The sequence below is a fragment of the Streptomyces sp. Ag82_O1-12 genome, from assembly GCF_900182715.1.
In the GTDB taxonomy this organism is placed as follows: Bacteria; Actinomycetota; Actinomycetes; order Streptomycetales; family Streptomycetaceae; genus Streptomyces; species Streptomyces massasporeus.
Genome location: NZ_FXUW01000001.1, coordinates 5,827,524 through 5,842,418 on the forward strand (window position 1 = coordinate 5,827,524; position 14,895 = coordinate 5,842,418).

General features: G+C 70.1%; 14 protein-coding genes and 1 pseudogene. 6 read left to right on the top strand and 9 right to left on the bottom strand.

Translation table 11 applies throughout. The annotated features are described in order from the left end of the window. Positions 1-142: 142 nt before the first annotated feature. The 8 genes from QOL88_RS26865 to QOL88_RS26900 all read right to left on the bottom strand — a co-directional run bounded on the left by QOL88_RS26865 (position 143) and on the right by QOL88_RS26900 (position 7,880). Positions 143-2,686 (bottom strand): ABC transporter permease, encoded by a 2,544-nt coding sequence (locus tag QOL88_RS26865; protein WP_097220513.1) that lies wholly within the window; start codon positions 2,684-2,686, stop codon positions 143-145. Next, positions 2,683-3,480: an ABC transporter ATP-binding protein gene (locus QOL88_RS26870; protein ID WP_097220516.1), complete on the bottom strand. Its 798-nt coding sequence runs from the start codon at positions 3,478-3,480 to the stop codon at positions 2,683-2,685. Before QOL88_RS26870 ends, QOL88_RS26865 begins: the two co-directional genes overlap by 4 nt. Further along, on the bottom strand, positions 3,452-4,237 hold the full coding sequence (locus QOL88_RS26875) for a sensor domain-containing protein (protein WP_097220518.1): 786 nt from the start codon (positions 4,235-4,237) through the stop codon (positions 3,452-3,454). The genes QOL88_RS26870 and QOL88_RS26875 overlap by 29 nt, the downstream gene beginning before the upstream one ends. Further along, positions 4,234-4,467, bottom strand: coding sequence for a hypothetical protein (locus tag QOL88_RS26880; RefSeq protein WP_097220520.1), 234 nt, complete (start codon positions 4,465-4,467; stop codon positions 4,234-4,236). The genes QOL88_RS26875 and QOL88_RS26880 overlap by 4 nt, the downstream gene beginning before the upstream one ends. Positions 4,468-4,490: 23 nt before the next feature. Continuing rightward, entirely contained in the window at positions 4,491-4,826 is a 336-nt protein-coding gene (locus tag QOL88_RS26885) for an ArsR/SmtB family transcription factor (protein WP_031104424.1), read from the bottom strand. Between the two features lie 64 nt (positions 4,827-4,890). Then, on the bottom strand, positions 4,891-5,547 hold the full coding sequence (locus QOL88_RS26890; RefSeq protein WP_097220522.1) for a 4'-phosphopantetheinyl transferase family protein: 657 nt from the start codon (positions 5,545-5,547) through the stop codon (positions 4,891-4,893). Between the two features lie 23 nt (positions 5,548-5,570). Further along, the gene (locus QOL88_RS26895; RefSeq protein ID WP_143668892.1) at positions 5,571-7,031 is read right to left on the bottom strand and encodes a cation:proton antiporter domain-containing protein; all 1,461 of its coding nucleotides are present in this window, start codon (positions 7,029-7,031) and stop codon (positions 5,571-5,573) included. Between the two features lie 72 nt (positions 7,032-7,103). Then, complete coding sequence (locus QOL88_RS26900; RefSeq protein ID WP_097220527.1) at positions 7,104-7,880, bottom strand: thioesterase II family protein; 777 nt, start codon at positions 7,878-7,880, stop codon at positions 7,104-7,106. Between the two features lie 333 nt (positions 7,881-8,213). Between QOL88_RS26900 and QOL88_RS26905 the strand changes: the two genes are divergently transcribed. The 4 genes from QOL88_RS26905 to QOL88_RS26920 all read left to right on the top strand — a co-directional run bounded on the left by QOL88_RS26905 (position 8,214) and on the right by QOL88_RS26920 (position 12,346). Next, positions 8,214-9,641, top strand: a complete 1,428-nt coding sequence (locus tag QOL88_RS26905; RefSeq protein WP_179878969.1) for a cytochrome P450 — start codon at positions 8,214-8,216, stop codon at positions 9,639-9,641. Next, on the top strand, positions 9,638-10,678 hold the full coding sequence (locus QOL88_RS26910) for a terpene synthase family protein (RefSeq protein ID WP_097220532.1): 1,041 nt from the start codon (positions 9,638-9,640) through the stop codon (positions 10,676-10,678). The genes QOL88_RS26905 and QOL88_RS26910 overlap by 4 nt, the downstream gene beginning before the upstream one ends. Continuing rightward, a complete protein-coding gene (locus tag QOL88_RS26915; RefSeq protein ID WP_097220535.1) occupies positions 10,675-11,709 on the top strand; it encodes a polyprenyl synthetase family protein in 1,035 nt (344 codons plus the stop codon). The genes QOL88_RS26910 and QOL88_RS26915 overlap by 4 nt, the downstream gene beginning before the upstream one ends. Positions 11,710-11,809: 100 nt before the next feature. Continuing rightward, a complete protein-coding gene (locus tag QOL88_RS26920) occupies positions 11,810-12,346 on the top strand; it encodes a DinB family protein (RefSeq protein WP_097220538.1) in 537 nt (178 codons plus the stop codon). 201 nt (positions 12,347-12,547) lie between these two features. Here QOL88_RS26920 and QOL88_RS26925 read toward each other — a convergent pair whose 3' ends face one another. Further along, a complete protein-coding gene (locus QOL88_RS26925; RefSeq protein WP_097220540.1) occupies positions 12,548-13,126 on the bottom strand; it encodes a hypothetical protein in 579 nt (192 codons plus the stop codon). Positions 13,127-13,267: 141 nt separating this feature from the next. Between QOL88_RS26925 and QOL88_RS26930 the strand changes: the two are divergent. Together QOL88_RS26930 and QOL88_RS26935 are read left to right on the top strand one after the other, a co-directional pair. Further along, a pseudogene (locus tag QOL88_RS26930) lies at positions 13,268-13,516 on the top strand (helix-turn-helix domain-containing protein); the annotation flags it as partial. A 49-nt stretch (positions 13,517-13,565) separates the two neighbouring features. Further along, positions 13,566-14,705 carry a pentapeptide repeat-containing protein gene (locus tag QOL88_RS26935; protein ID WP_097220542.1) on the top strand — a complete coding sequence of 380 codons (1,140 nt, stop codon included), beginning with the start codon at positions 13,566-13,568 and terminating at the stop codon, positions 14,703-14,705. Positions 14,706-14,895 lie beyond the last annotated feature (190 nt).

The window sequence follows — 14,895 nt, forward strand, 5'->3', positions numbered from 1 at the left end:
CAATTTCTGCGACGGGACGGCTTCCGATGGGCTTCAACGCCATAAGAGCGAGCGTACGATTGACAAGACTTCGCCCACCACGTTGTTAAGTGGTGGGCGAAATACGCTGGTAGACCCCGTGGAAACCGGTCGGAGTTTCAGTTCAGTCGCGACTGCCGATGGCCGCGGAGGGCTGGGTGCGCAGCGCCACGCGGGCGGTCAGCAGCGTCGTCCCGACCGTCAGGACGAGTGCCGCACCGGCGACGGCCAGCAGGATCGACGGCGGCCCGGAGGGCACCGACCGGGCGAGCACGGCCTGGCTCAGCGGAACCAGCGTCAGTACGGCGACGAGCATGCCGAGTGCCAGACCGGCCAGAGCGGTCAGCAGCGCCTCCACCGTCATCATCCGCATCACCTGGCCCCGGGTGGCGCCGACCAGACGCTGCAGGGTGAACTCGCGGCGCCGTTCGCCGGTCGCCATCACCAAAGAGTTCACCAGGGCGATGACCGAGTATCCGACGACCATGGCGACCAGGAGGTACGCCACCCAGGTCTGGGTGTCGTTCTGCTCGGCCGACGCGCTGACCAGCTCGGCCCGGTCGGCCGCGCGCAGTCCGGGTGACGGGGCGCCGGCACCGGTGAGTTCGGCGGCGAGCCGGTCCGCGCCGATGGCGGGGTCCGCCGCGACCAGGATCTGCGGCACCGCGCCGTCGGTGGTGTGCGCGGCCACCACGGCGGCGGGCATCAGCGCCGCACCGTATCCGCGCTGGTTCCCGACCGTCGCCACCAGGCGGGGTTCGACCACGGTGCCGTCGCCCATGCGCATGGGGATCCGCTCACCGATCCGGTGTCCCCCGGCGGAGGACTCGGGCAGGGCCACGGTGTCGCCGGTCAGATCGGCGAGGCTGCCGCTCACCGTACGGATCGCCGTGGTGCGCTCGATGCCCGTCCCGGTGACTCCGGTGATCTGCACGCGGTCACCCTTGGGCCTGCGGCCCTTGCCGTCGTACTCCGCCATCTCGGCCTTGGACGGCTCCAGGAAGCCGGAGCTCGGCACATAGGCGGAGGCGGCCGCCACGCCCGGCTCCTTGCCGATGTCGCCGGCCAGGGACGCGGGCATCCCGCCGGTCACCGAGGTGAGTACGAGGTCGGCCCGGAGGTTGTCCTCGAACGCCTGCTGGGCGCCCTGGTTCTGGGTCGTCTGCAGGTAGATCAGGGCGGTGGCCAGACCGGTGGCGAGCATGACCGGCATGACCGCTCCGGCCAGCCGGGCTGCCCCGGCCTTGGCGTTGAGCAGGGCCAGTTGACCCGAGAAGCCGGTGACCGCGCGCAGCGGCCAGTGCAACAGGGCCGTCATCAGCCTGCTCAGGTTGGGACCCAGCAGGCCGAAGCCGGCGGTCCACAGCATCGCGGCCGGCGAGGCCGTGCTGCTCGCCGTCGGGCCGTCGAGGTTCGCCGTGACGGCCGCGAGGACGGTGCCGCCGGCCAGGCAGAGCACGGCGAAGAGCAGCCGGATCCAGTTGAGCCGGCGACGCTGAAGGGACGCCTCGGCCAGCGCCTCGGTCGGGCGGGTCCGGGCGGCGGCGCGGGCCGCGATCCAGGCCGCACCGAGCGCGGTCACCAGCCCTGCCCCGGCGCCCACGATCATGGGGACTCCGCCGGCACGGTGGATCAGCACGTCGGGCACCACACCCGCGTCCACGAACCGGCCGAGCAGCCACTGCCCCAGACGCGGTCCGGGCACGCAGGCCAGTGCGGTGGCGAACACGGCGATGGTGAACGTCTCGGCGAGCACCATCCGCCGGACCTGGCCGGGCGTCGAGCCGATCGCGCGCAGCAGGGCCATCTGACGCTGGCGCTGCTGAAGCGACAGGCCAAGCGTGCTGGCCACCACGAACACCGTGACCATCACGGACATGGCGCCGAACACGGCCGACAGGGACACGAGGTTCTTGCCCTCGGTCACGACCTCGGGGAACTCGGCACGGCCCCGTTCGCCACCGGTCAGCACCGAGACCGGGGCGTCCGCGAAGGCGTCGGCGAGCGCGGCCCGCACCTCGTCGGTGTCGGCGCCGGGGCGGGTGAGGATGCCGATGGAGTCGACCTTGTCCTGCTGCGGGGCGTGCCGGGCGGCGTCGCCGTCCGCGAGGAACAGCGTCCCGGCCTCGCCCGGTCCGCTGACCAGCCCGGTCACCCGGTAGGTGGCCAGGGTGCCGTCGAGGCCGAGCGTGACCCGGTCGCCGGCCTTCGCCCCCGTGCGGGCGGCGAGCCGCGCATCGAGCACGACCTGGCCCGCGGCCTCCGGTGCGCCGCCCTGGACCAGGCGATACGACCCGAGCCGGGCGGAGTCCCAGCCGTGACCGGTGGCGGGGACGGTGCCCTTGCCGCCGGCCGGGGCGAGAACGGCGGGGATGGAGAGGTCCGGCACGGCCGCCTGGACGCCCGGCACGGCCGCGGCCTTGGACACGTCGGCGGTGGAGAGCCGGACCCGCTCGCGGAAGACCTTGTTGGATTCGGGGTAGCCCTGGTCCCCGGTGAGGACGATCGGTGCGGCCCGCAGCCGCTGCGGCTCGGCCAGTCCCCGCACGCCGGTCTCCAGCAGCCCACCGCACGCGATCACGATGGTGGCGCCGAAGAAGAGCGCGATGAACGACGCGACGAAGCCCCCCTTGTGGAACTTCAGGGAGCGCAGCGCGAGCCCGATCACCGGGCCGCTCCGTACTGTCCCTCGGTCGCCGTGCGCTCCTCGGCCCAGGCGCCGAGGTGGGTCATGCGCTCGGCGACCATGTCGGCGGTGGGACGCTCCAGCGCGTCGACGATCCTGCCGTCGGCGAGGAAGAGGGTGCGATCCGCGTGTGCGGCGGCCATCGGGTCGTGGGTGACCATCACGATGGTCTGTCCGGACCACTGGACGGCCTCGCGCAGCAGCCCGAGGACCTCGCGAGCGGTCCGGGTGTCCAGGGCTCCGGTCGGTTCGTCGCCGAAGACCACGGCGGGACGGGTGACGAGTGCGCGGGCGATGGCCACGCGCTGCTGCTGGCCGCCGGAGAGTTCGCCGGGACGGTGCTTCTGCCGGGAGGCGAGGCCGACGCGCTCGATGACCTCGTCGACCTCGGCGGCCTTGGGGCGGTGTCCCGCCAGGCGCAGGGGCAGGGTGACGTTGTCCCGTACGTTCAGCGCGGGCATCAGGTTGAACGCCTGGAAGACGAAGCCGACGCGCTCGCGCCGCAGTTTGGTCAGGGCCTTTTCCTTGAGCCCGGCCAGTTCCACGCCGTCGAGCCGGACGGAGCCGGACGTCGGCCGGTCCAGTCCCGCGGCGCAGTGCAGGAAGGTGCTCTTGCCGGAGCCGGAAGGTCCCATCACCGCGGTGAAGGTGCCCCTGTGCAGACTGATGCTGACGCCGTCGAGAGCGGCCACCTTGTTCTTGCCGCCGCCGTAGACCTTGTGCACCGAGTCCAGTTGGACGACGGCGTCAGATAACCCGGCCTGTGTTCGGTTCATGGGATTCCCCGTTCTCTGTGGGTTCTGTGAGGGCGCCGGCGCGACGGGCGCCCGGCAGGGTGGAGAGGGGACCGGGGCCGCCGAGCACGCCCTTGGCCTGCGCGAGAGGGTCGCGAGGCGGGCGGAGTACCGCCTGGGCCACAGTCAGGTGCAGCCGGGCGGTGGCCAAGAGGAGCCGCGCGGCGAAGGGAAGCAGGGCGAGGGCGACGACCGCCAGGACCACCGCCCCGGGCAGGGTGTGGAGCCGGCCGAGCGCGCCGTCCGGGCCCATGGGGCCGCCGGAGACCTCCACGGCCCAGTACCACAGGGGCAGCGTGACGCAGCCGAGGGACACCAGCCAGACGAGCAGCGCGAAGAGGTCCAGGATCAGCAGTGGGGGGAAGAGAAGTATGAGGTAGGCGCAGTCGCGGGCGAACGCCGGATCGGTGCAGCGGGTCACGAGGTGCGCGGGCAGACCGGCCTCGGTGACCTCGCTGTACCGGTAGGGGATCGGCCGGTCGACGAGCGTGGCGCGGCCCCGCTCGACCTGCGCACAGCTCCTGACCACCCACACCGAGCCGATGATCAGCGGCAGCGTCACCGTGAACTGGCTCAGCACCACGCCGCTCACGGCGGCGGCCGTCGACACGGCGAACAGGGCACCTCCGACCAGGGGGTAGCTCGCGAGGTAGCCGACGGCCAGCCAGGGGGCGGCGGACCACGGAAGTCTGATCAGAGAGGCCGGAGGGCGCAGACGGCTGAGGACAGCCCTGCTCACTCGATCCTCCGGAGCATGTCGTCGATCGAGCTCACCCGGGCCTTCAGCTCTGCCAGCTCGCTCCGCAGCACCTCCTGGTGGGCGACGGCCTCTTCGGCGAGCTTGCGGTACGAGGCCATCGCCACGGCGTCGGCCCGGTGGCGCTGCAGTCTGAAGTGCGAGACCACCGCCGCCGTGATGCCTCCGACGACGATCAAGACGATGGCGATGGCGACAATGGCGCCGGTCATGTCCGGGTCCCCCTCATAACGTTCTAACCTTCCTCATCCACAGGCCCGTCCGCTGCGCCTGCCTGCTGCTCGTCCGCCTGCAGGGCGTCCAGAATCGTCTGCACGTTGAGGTGCAGATCGAACGGCACCAGCTCGAAGTACTTCAGAGCCTTGCCGTCGTCGGAGAGTTCCAGGTGGCCGGCGACCAGGCCGGCCTTCTCCAGACGCTCGAGATGCATGTACAGCAGGGGACGGGACATGCCCAGCTGCCGGGCCAGTTCACTGACGTACATACGGCCGTCGGCAAGGCCTGCGATGGCCCGGAGCCTCTGGGTATGGCCAACGGCGGAGAGTAAGGCGAGGAGCTCCTCGCTGGTCAACGCCCACCTCCCAGCGCATCGGACTGTATGTGTAAGTCAAATCTTACACATGCCAGAAGTGCAGTCAAACCTCTCCGGGGAGCAGCGCGCTGGCCAGCACCAGACCGTTCCGCACAGTCCACCGACCGGCGAACTCTGAAGGGGCGCGGCCCTGTTGGGCCTCCGGAGCAAGAACCCGGGCATGGAAGGTGCCCTCGGGGGCCGGTGAGATGACCGCCCCGTCGAAGCCGAGCCAGGTGTGCGTCGCGGGGAACCACGCCTTGTACACGGCTTCCTTGGCGCAGAACAGCAGCCGGTCCCAGTGCACTTCGGGAGACCGGCGGGTGAGGTGGGCGACCTGCGAGAGTTCCTCGGGCAGTGCGATGAACCCCAACACCCCCTCGGGCAGCGGGGCATGGGGCTCCGCGTCGATACCGAGGGTGCGGACATCGGACCGGCGTGCCGCGACCGCCGCCCGGTACCCCGCGCAGTGGGTCATGCTGCCGACGACCCCCTCGGGCCACCGGGGGGCGCCGCCCGCGCCCGGCGGCAGCGGCGCGGGTGCGATCCCCAGCCCGCCCAGCGCCCGCCGTGCGCAGTGACGCACCGTCGTGTACTCCCGTCGGCGCGCCTCGCCGACCTCTCCCAGGGCCGCGTCCTCCTCGGGGAAGAGCCACCCGTCCGCAGCGTCCCCGAAGGACTCGCCGCCCGAGACGGCCGCGGGAAGTATCTCGTCGATCATGCGGGCCGCCTGTCGTATGAGTCCTACCGGGGCAGGGGGGAGTGCGTCGGCACAGTCCGCGCGCCCGCCCCGACGTGCTCGTCCGCGTCGGGCGCGGGTGCGGGCGCGGCCGCGGGCTCGAGAGCCTCCGGCCCGAGCAGCCGCAGCAGCGGCCGCGTGACGATCGTCGTGCCCAGCGCGACGATGGTGAGGATGCCGAGCAACCGCTCGTCGATGACCCCCGCCTGGTAGCCGATCTGCAGGATGACCAGTTCGGTCAGGCCGCGGGCATTGAGCAGCACGCCCAGGATGAGGGCCGGCCGCGGGCGCATGCCGGTGAGGACGGCACTCAGCGCGGGCCCGCACACCTTGGTGACGACGGCCAGGACGAGCAGGCTGGAGAGGGCCAGCACACTGGCCCGGTCGAAGCGCAACGACCCGAGATCGATGGTGAGACCGAACCCGAAGAAGAAGAACGGCAGCAGCACGGTCCTCGACGTGCTGGACAGCCGCTCCGCCACCCGGGCCAGCCGGGCGTTGCCCGACGGCCAGGCCAGCCCCGCCAGCAGCGCCCCGATCAACTGGTGCACGCCGACGACCGAGGTGAGAGTGGCCGTGGCGGCGACACCCCCGGCCAGCAGGATCATGATCGTGGCATCGCCTCCGGCGGCCTCACCGGAGGCTGCCCGGGAGCGGCCCCAGCGGGCCAGTCCGCCGCGCAGCGGACCGAGGAAGACGACCGTGAGCATGACGACGAACAGAGCGTTCCACAGCACCCCCGTCGGGCTGGTCCCGTGCACCACCGCCAGGATCCCGGTGAGCACCAGCCACACCGCGCCGTCACCGAGCGCTGAGGCGAACAGGCTCAACTGCCCCTGACGGGTGTGGGTGAGCCGCAGATCGGTGAGGATCCGGGCCAGCACGGGCAGCGCCGTCACGCTCAGCGCGCACCCGACGAACAGCACGAAGGCCATCGGGTCGCCTGCCGAGCCCGTGAAGTCGTCGACGAGGGGCACGGCCGCGACGGTCCCGGCGGCGAACGGAATCAACAGGGAGGCCTGGCTCACCAGCAGCATCTGCGGTCCGACGCCTCGCAGCGGCATCCCGCCCAGTTCCCGCCCCACCCCGAACATGAAGAACACCAGGCCCACTTGAGCCAGCCCGTCCAGCATCGGCAGCGAGTCGGCCGGGAACAGCCAGTCCTTCGCCCCCGGCGCGAACCGTCCCAGCAGGGTCGGCCCCATGGCCAGTCCCGCACAGATCTCGCCGATCACCCGCGGCTGTCCGAGCCGGTCGGCCAGCCAGCCGCCCGACACGGCAGCGAGCAGGATGGCCGCGACGGCGAAGAAGAAGTGCCCTCCCTTGTCGATCCGTGCCGTCTCGTGCAACGCCTCCCGGCCGGGAGACGCCGCCGTGAAGACCGTCAGCGCCGCCCACACGATCACCGCCAGGGGCACCACGACCATCACGGCCGCGATCAGCCGTCTGCCATTTCTCGCCTGCACGTACGTCCCCCAGTGATCGATGTCGGAACGAGGCCGGCCGGAACACCGCCGTCGTCGGTCTACCGCCCGCGACTACCGGCTTCGCGTCTCGTCCCGCGCGAGGTGCGCCTCCCGGACCGGCTCGTACGGTGGCGCCAGATGCGCCTCCCGGACCAGCTCGTACGGTGGCGCGTCCGTCAGATAGAAATGCCCGCCGGGCACCGTCCACTGACGGAAGGCCCCCTCGGTCACGCTCGCCCACCGGGCCACCTGCTCCGGTGTCACCCGGGGGTCGTCCGCCCCGGCCACCGCCGTGACGGGGCAGCCGAGCAGTGCGCCGGGGCGGTGTTCATAGCTCCCCAGCAGCCGGAAATCGGCCTGGATGTAGGGCAGGATCAGCTCACGGAACATCGGGTGATCCAGCAACTCGGCATCGGTGCCGCCCAGGGCCGTGAGCGCTGCGATGACGCTCTCCTCGTTCGCCCCGGCCGCCCGGGCATCGGAGCGGACCAGGTTGCTCGCGGGGGCACCTGACACGAACAGGTGCGCCGGCCGGACCCCATCGGCCTCCAGAGCCCTGGCGGTCTCGTACGCCACCGCCGCGCCCATGCTGTGCCCGAACAGCACCGTGGGCCGATCCAGAAGCGGTTTGACGGCCTCGGCGATCTCACCGGCCATCGCCACCAGGTCGGTGGCCGTGGGTTCCCCGAACCGGTCGGCCCGGCCCGGATAGCAGACCGCGTGCACCTCGAACTCGGGCAGCCCCTTGCGCCAGTCCCGGAAGAAGTACGACGATCCGCCGGCATGCGGGAAGCAGACCAGCCGCTTCGCGGCGAACGGCCGGGATTCGCTGCATTCCGTCCAGGACATCCAGAGCCTCCTGCTCGCCGCCTGCCGACCGAGTTCGGCACCGTGCGGATACGGCTCCATTGCAACAGCCGGCCACTGACAACCGGCTGACACAGGTTCCGCTTCGGGAGAGGCGCCTGGGCCACCTCGACCGGCCGCTGCCGTCCCCCGGCCCCACGGCCCCCGGACCGCCATACCCGCGCTACCCCGCCCGACAGCCCAACCCACGGCCCCACGGCCACCGGACCGCCTTATCAGCGGCCCGTCAGCGCCCCGACGCAGGATGGCTGCGGACGACAACGGCCACGGCCGATCTCGCGGCCGCACCCCCCGATGAGGACACCGAGGAGACGCATGCCCGCATCTTCCAGCCCGATCCGACCTGCTGATCCAGGCGCACCGGGCCGCACCGGCGCCATCTCATCCGGGAGCGGCACCCGAGCGGTCCCCAACCTCGGTCTCAGGGACCAGCTGGCCGGGCTCCGCGCGATCCGCAAGGACCAGGTGGCGTTCCTCAACCGCGCGATCCACAAGCACGGCGACGTCTTCCGGCTGCGCCTGCTCGGCAATTCGCTGGTCATGCTCAACCACCCCGACCACGTGCAGCGCGTCCTCATCGAGAACAGGGAGAACTACGACAAGGAGAACTTCCTCTACCGGACGGTGCGTCCGGTCCTGCGCAACGGACTGATCGGCGCGGTCGGCGGCGAGTCCTGGCACCGTCAGCGTCGCCTCATGCAACCGTCGTTCCACCGGCCGAAGATCGCGGCCTTCGCCGACACGATGAGCGACGAAACCGACGCCATGCTCCAGCGGTGGGAACACCGGTACCAGGACGGCGACGTGGTGCCGGTGGTGCCGGACGTCGGCCACACCGCCCTGCGCATCGTGACGCGGAACCTCTTCGGCGCCGATGTCGGCCCCACCACCGAGGCCATCGAGCAGGACTTCATCTACGCGAACCACATCATGGGGAACTTCTTCCGCTTCCCCTTCCCACCGCTGCACTGGCCGACCCCGAGCCATCTCAGGCTGCGCCAACTGATCGAGAACCTGCACAACTTCGTGGCCGACATGATCGAGCAGCGCGACGCCCACGGCGACACCAGCCCCAACCTGCTGGGCATCCTCGCCGACGCCATCGACGAGGACACCGGCCACCACATGGACAAGGTCCAGCTGCAGCACGAGGTGGTCAACATCATGGTCGGCGGCTACGAGACCACCACCGGCGCGGCGTCCTTCCTGCTCTACCTGATCGCCCGGCACCCCGAGATCCAGGAGCGCATGCACGACGAGGTGGCAGAGGTACTGGACGGCGGGAAGCCGGACTTCGCCGCCGTGGCGCGGCTGAAGTACACGCGCATGGTCCTCGACGAGACACTGCGCCTGCGCGGCCCGGCCTGGCAGACCATGCGCCGCGCCGTGGGGCCGGACACCATGGGCGACTTCGCCATCGAGCCCAACAGCGGGATCTACATCAACTTCTACACCATGCACCGCCACAGGGACTTCTGGCCCGACCCGGAACGGTTCGACCCGGAGCGCTTCACCCCCGAGGCCATCGCCGCCCGGCCGAAGAGCGCGTACATGCCGTTCGGCGCCGGCCCGCGCATCTGCATCGGCAAGCACTTCGCCCTGACCGAACTCGTCATCATCGCCGCCATGATCGTGCAGAAGTACCGTCTGCGGCTGCCGGAAGGGCGCCCCTCGGTGGGCATGGAGCAGCTGGTGACGCTGCGACCGAAGCACGACGTACTGCTGCGCCTGGAACGCCGGTGAGCGCCGGCCCCGGGTCCCCGGAGGGACTCCACCGCGCGTTCCGCCACCTGCCGCCCGAGCTGAACTCCCATGTGGCCGCCGCCGTCTCACATCTGCACGAGTGGACGGAGCGGCACGGCCTGATCGGCACCACCACGGCGCGGGAACGGTTCGACCGGGCCGACTTCGGCTCGTTCGCCGCAGCCACCTACCCCACGGCCGACCAGCGGGGATTGTGCCTGATCGCCGACTGGTTCGCCTGGCTCTTCCTCCTGGACGACCAGCTCGACGACGGGGTCCTCGGCAAGGACCCGCTCAGGACCGGCGAGCTGATGTCCCAGATCTTCGAGGTCCTCACCGGCGACGGAGACGCCCTGCCCGCGCGGGCACCGTCCATCGTCACCTCACTCGCCGACCTGTGGCAGCGGACCGAGGCGTCACCCCGGTGGCGCGCCCGGTTCGTCGACCATGTGATCACCGGTGGTCTCGCGGCCCGCTGGGAGGCGGACAACCGGGCGCGGGGCACGATCCCCGACGTCCCCTCCTACGTGGAGAACCGCAGGCACACGGGAGCGATCTACGTCTGCATGGACCTGATCGAGGTCGTCGAGGGGATCGACCTGCCTACGGACGTGTACGACAGCGAACCGTTCGCCCGGGCCCTGCGCGCGGCTTGCGACGTGGTCTGCTGGACCAACGACGTGTACTCGCTGGACAAGGAGACCGCGCTCGGCGAATACCACAACCTGGTCACCGTCGTACGGCACGCCCACGCGCTGACCACCGACCAGGCCGTCGACCGGGTCACCGCCCTGATCACCGACGAGGTCGACGCGTTCACCAGGTGGGAAGAGGAGGCGCTGCGGGCCCTGCCCGGGCACACCGGACTGCTTGAGCCGTACTTCGCCGGAATGCGCTCCTGGATGCGCGGGAACTTCGACTGGTCCGCGAGAACCCGGCGCTACCGCGACGCCGCCGACGCCGGCCCGGAAACGGTCGACTATCTGGAACTCGCCCTGGTGGACGGGGCTTCCGGCAGCCCGGGAGAGCAGCGATGACGACGACCCCGGCCCTCACACCCGTCCTCGACGCGGGCGTCACCCAGGCGCGGTCCCTCCTCCCGCCGCTGCTGCGGGAGCAGATCGCGACGCTCGGAGACGAACTCAGCCGGATCTGCGGTTACCAGCTCGGCCTGTGCGACGCGGACGGCACCCCCATCCGCGGCAACGGCGGCAAACTCGTCCGCCCTGCCTTTTCCCTGCTGTGCACCGAAGCGGCGGGCGGCTCACCCGAGGACGTGCTCTCCGCCGCTTCGGCGATCGAGCTCCTGCACAACGCCTCCTTGATCCACGACGACATCATGGACGGTGACCACGCACGACGGCACCGGCCGACGGTATGGGCTCGGTTCGGGGTACCGCTGGCGCTGCTCGCCGGTGACGCGCTCATCGCCCTCGGTTTCGAGGTGCTCGGTACCAGCCGTCACCCGGCGACCGCCCCGGCGGTGGCCGACCTCGCCCGGACCCTGCGCCACCTGGCGATCGGCCAGGAGCAGGACCTGCGCTTCGAACGCGAGCAGGGGATCGGCATCGAGGACTCCCTGGCCATGCTCGGCGGAAAGACCGGGGCGCTGCTGGCGTGCGCCTGCCGCATGGGCGCCCGGTACGCATCGGCACCCCCGGACTGGACGGACCGCTTCGGTCGCTTCGGCATGCAGATCGGGGTGGCCTTCCAGCTGGTCGACGACGACCTGGGCATCTGGGGCGACCCGGTGCTGACCGGCAAGCCCGTCGGCAGTGATCTGCGAGCCCGCAAGAAGAGCGCCCCGGTGGTGGCGGCTTTGCGGGCCGGCACGGCGGAGTCGGCCCGACTCGCGCGCCTCTACGCGATGCCCGGTGACCTGACCGACACCGAGGTCCTCCTCATGGCCGAGCTCATCGAGTCCGCCGGGGGCCGGCAGTGGGCCCGGGCCGAGGCCGACCGCTTGATCGAGGCGGCCTGGGACCTTCTCGACCCTCTGGACCTCGCTCCCCACGCCCGCAGCGGTCTGTCCGACCTCACGACAGCCCTGACGGCCCGCCGCCACTGACTCGACGTCGGCTCCCGGCCGGGGGCGCTGTCATCGCGGTGTCAGCGCCCTCTGGGACTGTCGTGACGTGACCGAGGTTTCAGAACATCCGGAGATCGAGATGCCCGCCCCGACCCTCCCCCCGCTGTGGGAGGGCGGCGACCGCTCGCTGCCCTCCCTCCACGGCGACGAACGCCACGTCCTGACAGCACAACTGGACTTCCACCGGACGACGTTCGAGCTCAAGTGCTCCGGCATCGCCCCTGAGCGGCTGTCGGAGAGGAGCGTCGCACCGTCGGAACTGAGCCTGCACGGTCTCCTCCGCCACCTGGCCGACGTCGAGCGCTGGTGGTTCAGGATCCAGTGGGCCCAGGAGGACGTTCCGCTTCTGTACCACTCACCCGAAGACCCCGGCCGGGACTTCCGCGAGGTGGAGGGCGACGTCGCGGAGGCCTTCACCGCATGGCGGGCGGAGTGCGCCCGCTCCCGCGAGATCGTCGCCACGGAGCCGTCCCTGGACCGAACCGTGCCCCACAAACTGACCGGAGACCCCGTCTCGGTCCGCGCCGTCCTCTCCCACATGATCGCCGAATACGCCCGCCACAACGGCCACGCCGACCTACTCCGCGAACGCCTCGACGGAGCGACGGGGCTGTGAGGCGGCTGGGCCGGTCAGCCGGTCCTGCGTCGACGTCGCCGAGGCCGGCCGGGCCGCCGAGCGCGTCGAGGACGCGCCGGTCGTAGGCGACTTCGTCGGTCGACGACACGACGCGCACAGGTACCAGCTCGTCGCCCGCGAGCCACCGATGCCTGGCCAGAGATGCGTAAGCAACTGACGGCATCGTCGTCGCTCCGTTCCTCAGCTCGCCGGGCAGCCGATCACGCCCACGTCCTCCGCGAGATCCGCCAAGCCGGTTTCCGGGTTCAACGCGCGGACGACTGCTTCGGTCAACGGGCCGGAGGAGAAGACGTGACGAACCGCTTCCAGGTCCACCGGGACCTCGTAGTAGTCCTCAGCCCATCGCTGAAACGCCTCCGGCGAGCGATCCACCAGCAGTTGGAAGAGGTACCGGGCACCATCCGGGTTCTCCGTCGCCGATTCGGGAAAATCGATCGTTCCCGCCGTCCAGCCGTCGTCACCCGTCCTTTGCCACATACAGGCGGTGACGAGAGGCATCCCGTCCTCGTCGGAGAACGCCGGCTCCTCGACGTACCTCCGGAAGACCTCAGGAACCTCGTCCAGCACTCCGGGCCATGGCCCGTCCTCTGCGTAGGGGCTCATGGGCGATTCGTGATCGAACCCCCGCACATAGACACCGGCGGGGGAGAAGACGATCGAGTATTCGTCGCCCGCCCCGTTTCGCATCGAGGCCACCGACTCCGTCTCGGACCATTCGTCGGCGAAGGAGTGACGGCGGCCTTCCCACTCGGGGTTCAGGACTGCGTCAAGAAGGGCTAGGTGTGCTGTCCCGGGACGTTGGTGACGGGCGACACGCCTTGTGTGGTCCTTGAACGAGGCGAGGGCCTCTGGGTTCGGTGTGGATTGCGATATCTACAACCGGCTCCCAGGAGGCCCTCGTTGTTCCACCGTAACGCCCCGCTGACCGCGACCGGCAGGCTGCGTCTGGCCCGGTGTGTCGTCGACGACGGACGGCCGCTGCGGTGGGCCGCGGAACGCTTCCAGGTCAGCCACACCACCGCAGCACGCTGGGCAGGCCGCTACCGCAAGCACAGGCCTGCCGGGATGCAGGACCGCTCCAGCCGCCCGCACCACCAGCCTGGCCGCGCCCCGGCCGCCGTCGAGGAGCAGGTCGTGCGCCTGCGCGTATCCGGTGCGGAGTCGCAACCGGCCGGGACCCGGTGGGCATCTACTGGGCATGGAGGAAAGACTCTGGTATGCCTTCCGGGTCCTCAACAGGTCCCAGGCGAGGCGCTTCGAGCGGCGGATGATGACCAAGTTGGAGCGGCGCCAACTGCGCACGCGACGACTGATTCGTCTCCGCCGGCGGTCCACGATCGCCCTAATCTCGGTTGGCACATTGGTCCTGCTCACCGGATTGCCCTGGCTGATCTGGCAGGGTCCCTACGTCCTAGACGCAGGGTATCTCGACCGTAAAGCACTCGCCGGCGGATCCGCCACGCTTGTAACTGGGCTCCGCACCGCTATCGTTGCTTTCGTTGCTGCCCTCGGCGCGACCATCACAGTGCTCTACACCGCACGCACCTACCGGCTTACCCGCCACGGACAGATCACGGATCGCTGGACAAAGAACCTTGAACGGCTCAACTCTTCACCGGACATAGATGTACGTATTGCCAGCATTCACGAACTTGAACAAATCACCCAAGAGGCACCTGAACAAACCGCTACCAACACTGCGCGCGCTCTCGGCCGCTTCATCCGGCGCCAGGCACCTGAAGTCGCCCTGGAGCCCGGACCCACCCCCCGCCTTGACGTCGATCCCTTGCCCCATCGGCCCGAAGCAGATGTGCAAGCGGCCCTCACCGCCCTTGCACGAACCAAATTGCGCATTCACGTTGACCCAAGCGAAACTCTCGACCTCCGCGGCCTCCACCTTGCAGGCGCCGACCTCCGTCAAGCAAACCTCACCAAAGCCAAGCTGGCTGGAAGCACGCTGACGAAGGCCGACCTGAGCGCGGCGGTGCTTACGCGAGCAGACCTGTCGGGCGCGAGGCTGACGGAGGTCAACTTGCGGGAAGCATTGCTGAACGAGGCCTCTTTGGGCGAGGCCGACCTCACGAGGGCCTTCATGGCCGGGGCGATACTCACGGACGCCAGGCTGCCGCGTGCGACACTCACGCATGCAACCCTGCGCATGGCAACGCTGGCGCGGACCGATCTGACCGAGGCGAAATTGGAGTACGTTGATGTGTTCCTGGCATCGGTCACGGAGATCAATGTGAGAGGCGCGGATTTCGGAGACCTGAGGAACGCCATTGGGTGCGGTGAGTTCTTGGGCTCCAGACTTGAGCTGGTCAAGGGAATCGATGAGTAGCTCCTGTTCTCCTCCTGGAGTCGGCGTCAGCCAGGTGCCCAGGAACAACACGCTTTCCAACTGTGTTGGTGCCTCGCAGTTCCGCGTACAGCTCCGTTCACCTGCGTTCATGGGCGGCCGAGCATGAGAGCCGCTACCGGCTTCGGTCCCGCCTGAACGGCCGCGAACGGCGGTGAATGAGACGGAATCT

Excerpts from the sequence above, each read along its gene's own strand:
- QOL88_RS26920 (WP_097220538.1), top strand. The coding sequence starts at position 11,810 with ATGCCCGCCCCGACCCTCCCCCCGCTGTGGGAGGGCGGCGACCGCTCG.
- QOL88_RS26915 (WP_097220535.1), top strand. The coding sequence starts at position 10,675 with ATGACGACGACCCCGGCCCTCACACCCGTCCTCGACGCGGGCGTCACC.
- QOL88_RS26870 (WP_097220516.1), bottom strand. The coding sequence starts at position 3,480 with ATGAACCGAACACAGGCCGGGTTATCTGACGCCGTCGTCCAACTGGAC.
- QOL88_RS26900 (WP_097220527.1), bottom strand. The coding sequence starts at position 7,880 with ATGTCCTGGACGGAATGCAGCGAATCCCGGCCGTTCGCCGCGAAGCGG.
- QOL88_RS26890 (WP_097220522.1), bottom strand. The coding sequence starts at position 5,547 with ATGATCGACGAGATACTTCCCGCGGCCGTCTCGGGCGGCGAGTCCTTC.
- QOL88_RS26880 (WP_097220520.1), bottom strand. The coding sequence starts at position 4,467 with ATGACCGGCGCCATTGTCGCCATCGCCATCGTCTTGATCGTCGTCGGA.
- QOL88_RS26905 (WP_179878969.1), top strand. The coding sequence starts at position 8,214 with ATGCCCGCATCTTCCAGCCCGATCCGACCTGCTGATCCAGGCGCACCG.
- QOL88_RS26935 (WP_097220542.1), top strand. The coding sequence starts at position 13,566 with ATGGAGGAAAGACTCTGGTATGCCTTCCGGGTCCTCAACAGGTCCCAG.